Raw genomic sequence first — 12,494 nt, 5'->3', positions numbered from 1 at the left:
CCGTAAATCGTAGGAGCGGCCGTTGGCCGCGAAGGCGCTATCGCGGCCAACGGCCGCTCCTACATCGAGCGCAGGCTTCACTCCGACTCTCCCATGATGCTCTGCGCCAGGTTGGCCTGGCGCGTATCCAGGCGCGCATCCACTTGTGCAAACTCGCTGGAAACGCGGCAATCGCCGCGCATCAGGCTGCGGTCGGCGATCACGCGCAGCGAGCTGGCCTCCGGTGGCGCCACCAGGTGCTGCTGCAGCAGTTCAGCATCCTCGGGATGCGCCATCACGCGCAGCTCGCGGCCCGCCCCATCGAGCGCGCCGATGGCCTCGCGCACCACGCCGAGCACGCGCGTGGGATCCAGCTCCAGCTCCTGCTGCACCAGGCGGCGCGCGACCTCCACGGTCATCGCCACCAGGGTACGTTCCACTTCCTCATCGATCTGCGCCAACGGGCGTGCCAGGTGCGTGACCAGTTCGCGCAGCCGCGCGGCCTCGTTGCGTGCCTGCTGCAGGCCTGCGGCATAGCCTTCGCCATGACCGCGGGCAAAGCCCTCCTGGTAGGCGGCGGCTTCCATCTCGTCCAACTGCTGCGCGGTATGCAGCACCACGTCTTCCGGGCAGCGGCCCGGGGCGGCGAAAACCGGCGGCTCCCAACGGGCCGTAGCAAAGGTCTCAGACAAAGTCTTCTCCCTTGCCGCCCAGCGAGATCGTGCCGGCATCGGCCAGGCGGCGGGCGGCCGCCAGGATTTCCTTCTGAGCCGCCTCGACGTCGGAGACGCGGGCCGGGCCCTTGGCCTCCATGTCTTCCAGCAGCATCTCGCCGGCGCGCTTGGACATGTTCCTGACGAACTTGTCCTTGATGCGGGCGTCGGCGCCCTTCAGCGCCATGCCCAGGGTTTCCGTGGACAGGTCGCGCAGCAGGGTCTGGATGCCACGGTCGTCGACCTCGCCGAGATCGTCGAACACGAACATCAGGTCCTGGATGCGCTGCGACAGGTCGGCGTCCACTTCACCGATGCGCGCGACGATGGTCTGCTCCATCGAGGAGTCCATCAGGTTGAGGATGCCGGCCGCCACCTTGAGTCCGCCGACGCTGGAGGACTTGAGGTTGGTGCCGCCGGAGAACTGCTTCTCCATGATCTCGTCGAGCTCGCGCAGTGCCGCCGGCTGGATGCCGTCAAGCCGCGCGATGCGCATCAGCACGTCGCCGCGCATGCGCTCGGGCAGCAGCTCCAGCACTTCGGCGGCCTGGTCCGGGTCCAGGTAGGCCAGCACGATGGCGACGATCTGCGGATGCTCGTTGCGCACCAGGTCGGCGACCGCGCGGGTCTCCATCCACTTGAGCGCTTCCAGGCCCTTGCTGTTGCGGCCCAGCAGGATGCGATCGATCAGGCCCGAGGCCTTGTCCTCGCCCAGCGCCCCGACCAGCACGCGGCGGACGTAGTCGTCGGCGCCCACGCCCAGCGCGGTCTGGTTGTCCAGCTCCATCACGAAGCGGTCCATGACCTCGTTGGCACGCTCGCGCGAGACATTGGTCAGCGAGGCCATGGCCTGGCCGACCTTCTGCACGTCCTTGGCGCCCATGTGCTTGAGCACCTCCGCCGCCTCGGCCTCGCCGAGCGACATGAGGAGGATCGCGGCACGCTCGGCACCGCTGATTCCGCTGGCTGGAGTTGCGTCGCCCATAGGAGCTTATCCGTGAGTAAAACGCGCACGCGACGGCGTGCCATTTTCGTGTCCCGCAAACCCTATCGGCCCGCGGTGTACACGAGTACATGAGGGGCGATAGGGGCCGCGGGGCGCGAAAATGGCCCCGTCCCGAAGGGTTGCGCCAGAAATCGCGCCATGCGGCGCCGGCCGCTGCTTATTTGGAGCCACCAAACCTCGCATCGGCCGACTTGCCTGGCGCGATTTCTGGCAGCAACGCGTGCGTGTTTTGCTCACGGATAAGCTCCTACTCTTGTCCGATCCAGTTCTTGACGACCTGCGCCACGCGCTTGGGATCCTGCGTGACGGCGCTGCGCGCGGTCTGCAGCTTTTCATCGTAGGGGTCCGGCAGGGCTGCCATCGCCTGCCCGCCCGGCCCGCGGCCCAGGGCAACCGGCCCATCGGACACCACGCGAACATCATCGCCAATACCGCCAGGGCCGGCGGCGACGCCTGGCGAGGCCGCCAGCGTGCCGCGCGGTGTCAGCGGCGCGGCCAGCAGCTGCTTCAGCACCGGGCGCAGCACCGCGAAGATCAGGGCCAGCACGATCAGCGCACCGCCGACATGGCGCAGGCCGTCGCGCAGCTGCGGGTTCTGCCAGATCGGCAGTTCGTCGGGAGTGACGGCGTCGGGCTGCACGAAGGGCGCGTTCTGCACGCTGAGGCTGTCGCCGCGCTGGTCGCTGAAACCCACGGCCTCGCGCACCAGGGCATTGACCTTGTCCAGCTCGGGCTTGCCCAGCGCCACCATCGTGACCTTCTTGTCGGCACCGACACGGGGCACGTAGTCCACCAGCACCGCCACCGAGAGGCGGCGCACACTGCCGACCGGCTGGCGCGTGTGGCTCAGGGTGCGGTCGATCTCGTAGCTGCGCGAGCTCTGCTTGCTCTGCGACAGCGGCGCATCGGTGCTGCCGCTGGCACCGCTGAGCTGGTTCAGCGGCGGGTTGGCGGTCTGCGGCGGCGGCTGGTTGCTGGTGGCGCCGGGGATGCCAGCTGCCGGGCCGGCCGGCGAGCGCTGCTGCTCCTCGGAGGTCTGCTCGCTGCGCACGGTGGCGGAGTCGGGCTTGTAGCTCTCGCGCGCCTCCTCGGTGACCGAGAAATCGAGGTCGGCGGTGACCTGCGCGCTGACACGGCCGGCGCCGAGCATCGGCGTCAGCAGTTGCTCGATACGGCGCACGTAGTCGGCTTCCACGCGGCGCGCGTATTCGAACTGCTCGCTGCTCTGGCCCAGCGGGCTGCCGCCGTCGTCGCGCGTCAGCAGGCGGCCGTTCTGGTCCACCACGGTGACGGCGGAGGGCTGCAGGTTGGAGACGCTGCTGGCCACCATGTGGACGATGGAGGCGACCTGGTCGGGCTCCAGCGTGCGGCCAGAGTGCAGTTCCACCAGCACCGAGGCGCTGGCAGCCTCGCGGTTGCGGGCAAAGGCAGAGGCCTTGGGCAGCGCCAGGTGCACGCGCGCGGCACGCACCGGCTGCAGGGTGGAGACGCTGCGCGCCAGCTCGGTCTCCAGCGCATGCTGGTAGCGAGCGGTCTCGATGAACTGGCTGGTGCCGAAGCCCTGCTCCTGCTGGATCAGTTCGAAGCCCTGGGCACTGCCGCGCGGCAGGCCCTGCGAGGCCAGCTTGAGGCGCGCCTCATGCACCTGCTCGGCCGGCACCGACACGGCGCCGCTGCCGGTGTCCACCTGGAAGGGAATCTTGGCCGAGCGCAAGGCCTCGCCGATCTCGGCGGCGTCCTTGTCGGCCAGGTTGCCGTACAGCGGCGCGAAGTCCGGCTTCTGCGACCAGTTGAATACGGTGAAGCCGGCCGCCACCGCGACGGCCACGCCCACCAGCATGATCAGCTGGCGCAGGGCGGGGATGTCCTTGAGGCTGCGGGCGGGAGAGGGAAGCGCGAGTTCGGCCATGGCGGATCAGCCCCTTAGATGGGCATGTTCATGATGTCCTGGTACGCACTGACCAGGCGATTGCGGACTTCGACCATGCCCTTGAACTGCACCTGCGACTTGGCGCCGGCCACCATCACCGAAGCCAGGTCGACGCTCTTGTCGCCCATGGCGAAGGCGGTCTGCAGGCGCGAGCTGTCCTGCTGCGCCTGGTTGACGCTTTCCACGGCGGACTTCAGCACCGAATCGAACCCGGCCTTCTGGGCCACCGGCTGTGCCGCCGCGACACCGGCCGGCCGCTGGGCGGTCTGGGCCTGCATCGCGCGGATCTGCGACAGCACGTTGTTGATTCCGATCTCGTTCATCTCGGGCTTCCGGTCCGGTTTTCGGGGTAGGTTGCAAGACCTGTTCCCGCGGGAAACGGGTTTATGGCGCGGTTTTCGGGTAGTGGTTCGTCAAGGTTCTGGCACCTTTGCTCCTCTCTCCCGCCAGCAGGAGAGAGGAGTCCTGGCTAGGCACTCAGCTGCTCGCCCTCACCCGCCAGCTCGCGAGTCAGGCCGTACTTGCGCAGCTTCTCCACCAGCGTGGTGCGGCGGGTGTTGAGCAGCTTGGCGGCGTGGGCGACGACACCCTGGGACTGGGCCAGCGCCTGGCGGATCAGCGCCAGCTCGATGCCTTCGATGTGGTCCTTGAGGTTGACGCCTTCCGGCGGCAGCGTGCTCAGGGCGGCGATCGCGCTGGCGGTGGACGGCGGCGGCAGCAGGCCGGCGGCGGCCAGCATCGCCTCGTGGCGCTCCTCGGCCGGTTCCTCGGCCGGGGTCAGCGTGGGCTGGCCCACGCGGTAGCGCTGCGGCAGCAGCTGGGCACCGACGGTGGCGCTGGGATGCAGCACCGCCAGGCGCTCGACCAGGTTGGACAACTCGCGAACGTTGCCCGGCCAGTGGTAGGCGCGCAGCGCATGCACCGCGTCCGGCGCCAGGCGCACCGAGCCGTGGCCGTTCCGCTCGTTGCTGGCGATCAGGTCGTCGATCAGCAGCGGCAGGTCCTCCAGGCGCTCGCGCAGCGGCGGCATCTCGATCGGGAACACATTCAGGCGGTAGAACAGGTCCTCGCGGAACGTGCCCTTGACGATGGAGTCCTCGAGGTTGCGATGGGTAGCGGCGATCACGCGCACGTCGCAGCGCACGCTGCGGTTGGAGCCGACGCGCTCGTAGGTGCGCTCCTGCAGGGCGCGCAGGATCTTCACCTGCATCGGCAGCGACATGTCGCCGATCTCGTCCAGGAACAGCGTGCCGCCGTCGGCCATCTCGAAGCGGCCCTTGCGCGAGGTGATGGCGCCGGTGAAGGCACCCTTCTCGTGGCCGAACAGCTCGCTTTCCAGCAGCTCGGACGGGATCGCGCCGCAGTTGACGGCAACGAAGGGCTTGTCGCGGCGCGCCGAGCAGGAGTGCACGGCGCGAGCCACCACTTCCTTGCCGGTGCCGGACTCGCCGGTGATCAGCACGGTAGTGTCGAAGCCGGCGACCTGCTCGATCAGGCGGCGCGTGCGGCGGATCGCCGGCGAATTGCCGGTGGGGCCGGCCAGGCGCATCGACTGCTGGTGCAGGTCCATGCGCAGCAGGCTGGCGCGGCGCAGGATCTCGTGCAGCTGCGGGTACTTCACCGGGTAGTCCAGCGACATGCAGGCGCTGGCATCCAGGTTGTGACGCTGCAGGGTCGTCTCGTGGCGCGGCTGCAGCACCAGCAACGGCGGGTGGTAGCGGTCGCGCTTGAGCCAGTCGACGAAGGCGCCGAAACCGGCCTCGTCGGCGGTATCGCCCACCACCACCGCCAGCCAGTCCTGCTGGCGCTGCTGTGCCAGGTTCAGCTCGGCGACCGACTCCACCATCACGGGGCTGTGGTCGATGAACTGCAGGATGGCGCCCAGCGTCTGCAAGCGCGAGGCATCGGAATCAACCACCAGTACGCGGGATTCAGACATGGGCTTCTCCGCGGGAGAACTCACGCAGGAGCTGGGCGATGTTGTGCTCATAATCCTGCTTGTTGATGAAACCGTCGGCACCCGACTGGGCAGCGAACTCGCGATGCGCGGCATCGTCGTAGTGGCTGGCGATCACCACGCGCGGCGGGTGATCCTGGGCCTTGATCAGGCGCGTGGCCTGCAGGCCACCCATGCCGGGCATGGCCAGGTCCATGATGATCAGATCGGGGCGGATTTCCTCGGCCAGGCGCACGGCGTCGTAGCCGTCGTAGCCCTCGCCGACGACCTCGACCTGCGTACCGGCCAGAAGATGGCGTGCCAGCACGACGAAGGCCTTGTTGTCGTCGATCAGCAATGTCCTGAGAGTGGTCATGTCCTGCTCCTTGCGTCCTGCTTCTGTGGTGTCAGCCCGCCCATCCGGCGGCTCGGGGTGAGGGTGCGGCGCGCTCCTTGGCGGGGGCGATCTTCATGGCTTCGCGATACTTGGCGACGGTGCGGCGGGCCACGCGGATGCCCTGGCGGGCCAGCAGCGCGGCGATATCGCCGTCGCACAGCGGTGCACCGCGGCCTTCGCCGTCGATGATGCGGCGGATCATGGCCTTCACCGCGGTGCCGGAGGTCTCGCCGGCCAGGCCGGTGATCTGGCTGGGGAAGAAGGCCTTCAGTTCGTACACGCCCCAGGGGGTCTGCACCCACTTGTTGCTGGTCACGCGGCACACGGTGGACTCGTGCATGGCGATGGCCTCGGCCACCTCGCGCAGCGTCAGCGGCGCCATGCCCACTTCACCGCGCTCCAGGAAGGCCTGCTGGCGCTGGAAGATCACGCGCGCCGTGCGCAGCAGCGTCTGGTGGCGGATTTCCAGGCCGCGCACCAGCCAGCGCGCTTCCTGCAACTGGTCACGCAGGCCCTTGTGGGTGCCGGTCTGGGTCAGCAGGCGCTCGTACAGCTTGTTCACCCGCACGCGCGGCAGGCGGTCGGCGTTCAGCTCCACCTTCCAGGCACCAGCCATGCCAGTCACCACCAGGTCGGGGGTCACGGCCTCGGCCGGCGCGGACAGCGCGGCGGCCGGCTTCGGGTTCAGGGTGCGGATCAGGGCCACGGCCTGGCCGATCTCGGCGCGGCTCACGCCCAGCAACTGCTGCAGCTCCTGCGTGCGGCTGGCGGCCAGCAGCTCCAGCGCGCCGGCAGCCAGGAACTCGGCCAGGTCACGGCCGGGGGTGCGCTCCGGCAGCATGCGGATCTGCAGACACAGGCATTCGGCGAGATTGCGCGCGGCGAAGCCGGTGGGCTCCACGCCTTGCACCTTCTCCAGCACCATCTCCACCTCGTCCAGGCCGGCGGCGAAGTTAGGGCCCAGGCGGGCGATGATCGAATCCAGCGGCTGCTCCAGGTAGCCGTTGTCGTCGATGGCCTCGATGATGGCCTCGGCGATCAGGGCCTCGCGGCGGCCCTCGATGGTCAGGCGCAGCTGCTCCAGCGCGGACATGCGGGCGTCGGTATGGGAGGCGGCGGCGTGGCGCTCCTCCCAGGGGCGGTCGTCGTCGTCGGAGGGCTCGCCGCCGGACCAGCTCTCGGCGCTGCTCCAGTCGAAGTCGGCCTCGACCTTGTCGTGGGCGCCGGCATCCATGCCGGTGACTTCCTCGTGGGTCTCGGCGGCCGGCGCGACTTCCAGCGGGGCGGACTCGTCGGCGGAGGATTCACCCTCCTCCTGCTCCAGCATCACATTGCTTTCCAGCGCCTCGCGCAGCTCCTGCTCGAGCTCCAGCGAGGACAGCTGCAGCAGCCGGATCGACTGCAGCAGTTGCGGCGTCATCGCCATGTTCTGGCTGGTCCGCATGTGCATGTTGGGCTTCATTCGTTCTCTCCTCGCCTCGTTCACCGTGAGGCCATATTTGGCGAGGATGGATTACGTCCGTAGCGGAACATTCCCTACTCAATGTAGGGGTTTACCTTACCCATGACGGTTTTCCGTCACACCCCGGAGCGGGGTGGGAAAAGCCGGGGCCTTTCAAGTGCTTGTCTGGATTGAAGATCGCAATGCAGCAAAGTGGTCCGTGCCACGGACCACCCCGGCCTTGTCGGAAAAAACTACTGGTCGGGGTTGAGTATTTGCGGCGTACGGGTCGCGCATTTGCTGCCGTGATACGCCGGTGCAGGTTCCGGGCCGCGACCGCGACGGCGGAAAGGCGTCACCGCGCCACGGCGGGCCCTGCTACCAGGGTTTCACCGAGCGCCCGACGGTACCCAGGGCATTGCTGCAGCTCAGGGTGTACTCGTACTCCGCCGACAGCGGCCCCAGCGGGCGCACGAAGCTGATGCGCTGGCGCCCGCGCGTATCCACCACCCCGGACCAGGGCTGGTACAGGGCGGCCTTGCCGCCGCTGGACGCGACGCAATTGGCCGCGTAGGGGAAGCTCCAGACCAGTTCGCCGCTGACGACGACGCCGAAGCGCAGATCCGCCACCGGCACGCCGGGATTGCCGACAAAAACATCGCTGGCGAAGATGAAATAGCTCTCAACCTGCGGCGGCCGCGTGCCCACCTCGCTGCCGTCGGTGACACGGAAATCCTTGAGGACGACATAGGTCACGCCGTCATTGCCGTCACAGGTCAGGCGGTAGCCGTAGGTGCCGGTGTGCTGCAGCGTCATGGTCTGGCTGCCGTCGGCGCCGGGCGCCGCGGGCAGCACGTAGTCGCTGGCCGGCACGCTGGAATTCAACACGCAGTTGCCGGCGCGGCGGACGCTCCAGCGCGCGGTCACCACTTCGCCCAGCCGCCGCCACTCGATCTGCGGATCGAGGTCCAGCTTCACCACCGGCTTGGGCACCTGGGCCTGAGCAACCGCCGGCAGCAGCAGCGACAGCGCCATGAGCAAAATATTCTTCATCTGCAGCTCCCCCGACCTGCAGCCACGACGTTGCAGCCTCCCATACTGCCCCGGCCGGGTCCCGGAGGGCAAAAACTACCACTGCGCCCCCGGGGTTCGATCATTACCATTCTGTGACAAGCCGCCGCGGTGTACGGCAGGCCGGCACGGCGATCCCCGCCGTCGCCAGAAAGACCGGTGCAGCAAGCCTCGCTGCCACCCTTGAGGAGAGTCATGGTGTCCAGGTTCATCCCCGATGGCTGCGGCCGTCTCGCGCTCGCATTCCTGCTGGCAGGCCTCGCCGCCTGCCACAACAGCTCCTCCGTCGCCCCGGGCGGCCAGACCGGCAATCCCGAGCCGATCCCCGAGGAGAAGCCTTCCATCGACAGTCAGCTCGGCCTGGATCTGCTGCCCGGCACCTGCGATCCGCTGGACCCGAACTACTGCACCTTCCCCTGGCCCAACGACTTCTTCACCGTGGCCGACGCCAGCATGGACACCGGCCGCCGCCTGAACCTGCAGCTGGCCGCCATGCCGCGCAACGTCCTGCTCAAGCCGATCACCCCGACCGACTGGAACAAGAACGACGGCTTCTCGCCCGGCAACGCGATCCTTACCCGCATCCCCGGCGTGGACCTGGCCAAGACCGGCGCCGTGCCCATCACCGACATCGAGGCCAGCCTGCGCGCCGACCAGCCGATCGTGGTGATCGATGCCGACACGCTGGAGCGCCACCTGATCTGGTCGGAGATGGATGCCAACCTCACCAAGTCCGGCGTCTGCGACCTGCCGGACCCGCTCACGGTCGTTACCGGCCTGCTTGAGCTGGACCAGCTCACCAGCCTGCTGCGCACCGTGGAATCGATCTGCGACACGATCCCGCTGCCGGAGAACCCGCTGGCCGATCCGGGCCCGGCGCTGATCGTGCGCCCCGCCAAGAACTTCGAGGAAGGCCACCGCTACATCGTGGCCATGCGCAACATGAAGAACGCCGCGGGCGAGATCATCGAGCCCTCCCCCGCCTTCCGCATCTACCGCGACAACCACAAGAGCGGACGCGCCGCCATCAACGAGCGCCGCCCGCACATGGAAGATCTGTTCGCCAAGCTCGGCAAGGCCGGCATCAAGCGCTCCGAGCTCTACCTGGCCTGGGACTTCACCGTGGCCAGCGAGCGCAACCTCAGCGAACGCGCGCTGAAGATCCGCGACACTGCCTTCGCCGATCTCGGCAACGCCGCGCCGCCGTTCACCGTCGATGAAGTCACCGACTTCAACGTCGAGCAGAACGCCACCATCGCCCGCCAGGTCAAGGGCACCGTCACCGTGCCCAAGTTCCTCACCGGCTCCGGCGCTCCAGGCTCGCGCTTCAACTACAGCGGCAGCAGCGACGGCCTGCCGACGCAGAACGGCACGATGAGCGCCACCTACACCTGCCGCATCCCGCGCGTGGCCTTCGGCAACGCCGCCAATGCCGCGGAAGCCACCACGGTCAACACCGTGCGCCCCTCGCTCTACGGCCACGGCCTGCTCGGCAGCCAGGGCGAAGTCGGCGGCGGCCACATCGGCGACACCGCCCAGAACCAGCGTCTGATGTTCTGCGCCGCCGACTGGATCGGCATGTCCGAAGGCGACGTCTTCAACGTGCTGACGCTGCTGCTGGACATGAGCAATTTCACCACGCTGACCGACCGCGGCCAGCAAGGCTTCCTCAACTGGATGTTCATCGGCCGCGCGCTGATCAACGAGCAGGGTTTCTGCAGCAACGCCGCCTTCCGCGTCGGCGACCGTTGCGTGATCGACCGCGGCGAACTGTTCTACGACGGCAACTCGCAGGGCGGCATCATGGGCGGCTCGCTGGTGGCCCTGTCGCCGGACATCCGCGCCGGCGTGCTCGGCGTACCCGGCATGAACTACTCGACGCTGCTGCAGCGCTCGGTGGACTTCGACACCTACGCCGCGTTCTTCTACACCGCCTACCCCGCCTCGCTGGACCAGGCCTTCACGCTGGCCCTGATCCAGATGCTGTGGGACCGCTCGGAGATGAACGGCTACGCCCAACACCTGCGCGCCGACGAACCCTACCCCAACACGCCGCCCAAGCGCGTGCTGCTGCACCCAGCCTTCGGCGACCACCAGGTATCGATGACCACCGCCGAGGTCGCCGCCCGCACGATCGGCGCCAAGGTCCACTGCCCTGCCGTGGTCGGCGGCTCGCGCACCCAGCGCGGTCCCGCCGTGTTCCCCGGCGTGCATCCGCTGGTGGAGATGGAGCCGGACGGCCTGGGCATCCACCGCCGCCACCACGACGACGAGCCCTACTACGGCATCCCCTGCATGAGCTACCCGCACAACGGCTCGGCCCTGGTGGTCTGGGACAGCGGCCCGCTGCTGAAGATGGACGGCACCTCCAACCCCGACGGCGTCGCCACGCCGCCGATCGACAACCGCCCGCCGCGTCCAGAACTCGGCTACGGCGCCGACCCGCACAGCTTCCCGCGCAAGGACCCGCACGCCCAGGACCAGAAGGGCGAGTTCCTGAAGTCCAACGGCCGCGTCATCAACGTCTGCGGCAACGAGCCCTGCGCCGTTCGCGGCTTCGACCCGTCGCCCTGATACAGGGACCGCAGTAACGAAAAAGCCCGCCGATCGGCGGGCTTTTTCGTTGTGGCCATCCGCGGATCAACCGCGCTTCATGCTCTCCAGCATGGCACCCATCTTCTGGTGCACCAGGTTGATCGCCTTCAGCGGCCGCAGCATCACCTTGAAGTCCTCGATCTGGCCTTCGTCGTTCCAGCGGATCATGTCGACGCCGTTGACCTCGATGTCGTCAATGGTCACGGCGAACTCCAGCACCGCCTCGCGCTCGCCGACCACCTCACGCACGTAGCGGAAGGTCTCGTTGAAGAGCACATGGAAGGCACCCGCGAGATACAGCTTGGTGATCTTCTTGCCCACCTGCGGCGTATGGACCACCGGCGAGTGGAACACGGCGTTTTCAGCCAGCAGCTTATCGAGCCCGGCGATATCGCGGCTTTCTGCCACCTTGTGCCAGGTCGCAATGGTGTCCAAGGGCATCGTCATCTCCTGTGGGTCTGATTATTTGCGCGGCTCGCCGCCGCCGAAGCTATAAGGCGACGGAAACGGCGTGACCTTGCCGCCCTCGCCCAGGATGCGCGCCGTGCCCTGCTTGTTGACCTCGTCAATGCGGATCACCGCATGCACCGGCACGTAGAAGCGCTCCACGTTCTCGAATTCGTTCTTGAGCTTTTCCTCGCCCGGGTCCACCACGATGCTGCTGCGCTCGCCGAACACCAGCTTGCCGATCTCCACGAAACCCAGCATGGACCCATGGCTGACCTCACGAGCATAAACCTCGTAGACCTGGTCGCGGTTGGTGAACTGGATACGGTAGAGGCGGGACTTGGTGGGCATGGCGGGCGGGGCTGGCAATTCAGGGATGTTACCGGATAACCATATCCATTCTCCTAAACCGTTCATGCCGAGTGCCGCGTAGCGGTGTATCGAGGCACGCACTGTCGCTAGCTGGTGGTGCCGGCGACGACGCCGGTCAGCGGCTTTGGTTCTTTGAGGGGTTATTTCGCCTAAGGGCGAGTTACTTTCTTTTCTTGTGAAAAGAAAGTAACCAAAGAAACACACCCTGGGCCCGGACGGCCCCGCTGAGGCGGGGCAACCTGACCGGCGGTCGAGCGCGACGGGTCGGGCCCACAGGCCATCCATGGCCTGAGGCCCCTCGGCCGGACATCCTGTCCGGCTCGACCCTGCGCTCGACCACCGGTCAGGCATCCGGGCAACAGGGGCCCATAAATCAAAAACATTCGCTTCCGCTCACCAAGATTCGGAAGAGTGATTCCGAATGAGCCTTGGCTGATCTCTGCCAGATCAGAGAAAAGCCTCTAAGTCCCTCTCCCCTTGCGGGAGAGGGGTTGGGGAGAGGGGGATGCCTGAGTTAAGTAACCCAGGAGCAGTTGCCGACGAGGGCATGGATGCCCGAGGTAGGGCAATGCATGGAGCAATTGCCGAGAGGGGGAGCCCGCAACGA

At 67.5% G+C, this 12,494-nt stretch carries 11 protein-coding genes; 1 reads left to right on the top strand and 10 read right to left on the bottom strand.

Annotated features, from left to right (window positions below; genetic code table 11):
• Nucleotides 1-77: 77 nt before the first annotated feature.
• The 8 genes from QT386_RS11395 to QT386_RS11360 form a co-directional block, all read right to left on the bottom strand.
• Nucleotides 78-671, bottom strand: coding sequence for a FliH/SctL family protein (locus QT386_RS11395; protein WP_289273889.1), 594 nt, complete (start codon nt 669-671; stop codon nt 78-80).
• Nucleotides 664-1,650 (bottom strand): flagellar motor switch protein FliG, encoded by a 987-nt coding sequence (gene fliG, locus QT386_RS11390; protein WP_367401427.1) that lies wholly within the window; start codon nt 1,648-1,650, stop codon nt 664-666. The genes QT386_RS11395 and fliG overlap by 8 nt, the downstream gene beginning before the upstream one ends.
• 295 nt (nt 1,651-1,945) lie before the next feature.
• Complete coding sequence (fliF, locus tag QT386_RS11385; RefSeq protein ID WP_289273887.1) at nt 1,946-3,607, bottom strand: flagellar basal-body MS-ring/collar protein FliF; 1,662 nt, start codon at nt 3,605-3,607, stop codon at nt 1,946-1,948.
• 14 nt (nt 3,608-3,621) lie between these two features.
• On the bottom strand, nt 3,622-3,951 hold the full coding sequence (gene fliE, locus QT386_RS11380; protein WP_289273886.1) for a flagellar hook-basal body complex protein FliE: 330 nt from the start codon (nt 3,949-3,951) through the stop codon (nt 3,622-3,624).
• Nucleotides 3,952-4,097: 146 nt separating this feature from the next.
• Nucleotides 4,098-5,567 (bottom strand): sigma-54 dependent transcriptional regulator, encoded by a 1,470-nt coding sequence (locus QT386_RS11375; protein WP_289273885.1) that lies wholly within the window; start codon nt 5,565-5,567, stop codon nt 4,098-4,100.
• The gene (locus QT386_RS11370) at nt 5,560-5,940 is read right to left on the bottom strand and encodes a response regulator transcription factor (protein ID WP_104228963.1); all 381 of its coding nucleotides are present in this window, start codon (nt 5,938-5,940) and stop codon (nt 5,560-5,562) included. The genes QT386_RS11375 and QT386_RS11370 overlap by 8 nt, the downstream gene beginning before the upstream one ends.
• Before the next feature lie 31 nt (nt 5,941-5,971).
• A complete protein-coding gene (gene rpoN / locus QT386_RS11365; RefSeq protein WP_289273884.1) occupies nt 5,972-7,423 on the bottom strand; it encodes an RNA polymerase factor sigma-54 in 1,452 nt (483 codons plus the stop codon).
• 357 nt (nt 7,424-7,780) lie between these two features.
• Nucleotides 7,781-8,455 (bottom strand): hypothetical protein, encoded by a 675-nt coding sequence (locus tag QT386_RS11360; protein WP_289273883.1) that lies wholly within the window; start codon nt 8,453-8,455, stop codon nt 7,781-7,783.
• 213 nt (nt 8,456-8,668) lie between these two features.
• Between QT386_RS11360 and QT386_RS11355 the strand changes: the two genes are divergently transcribed.
• Nucleotides 8,669-11,047, top strand: a complete 2,379-nt coding sequence (locus tag QT386_RS11355; RefSeq protein WP_289273882.1) for a hypothetical protein — start codon at nt 8,669-8,671, stop codon at nt 11,045-11,047.
• A 66-nt stretch (nt 11,048-11,113) separates the two neighbouring features.
• Here QT386_RS11355 and QT386_RS11350 read toward each other — a convergent pair whose 3' ends face one another.
• Both QT386_RS11350 and QT386_RS11345 read right to left on the bottom strand, forming a co-directional pair.
• Nucleotides 11,114-11,509 (bottom strand): nuclear transport factor 2 family protein, encoded by a 396-nt coding sequence (locus QT386_RS11350; protein ID WP_289273881.1) that lies wholly within the window; start codon nt 11,507-11,509, stop codon nt 11,114-11,116.
• A 21-nt stretch (nt 11,510-11,530) separates the two neighbouring features.
• Nucleotides 11,531-11,866, bottom strand: coding sequence for a DUF1820 family protein (locus QT386_RS11345; protein ID WP_289273880.1), 336 nt, complete (start codon nt 11,864-11,866; stop codon nt 11,531-11,533).
• Nucleotides 11,867-12,494 lie beyond the last annotated feature (628 nt).

The organism is Solimonas sp. SE-A11 (assembly GCF_030345715.1).
Classification (GTDB): Bacteria; Pseudomonadota; Gammaproteobacteria; order Nevskiales; family Nevskiaceae; genus Solimonas_A.
Note: the sequence above shows the minus strand (reverse complement) of the source record. Positions and strands in the feature narration are given on the sequence as shown.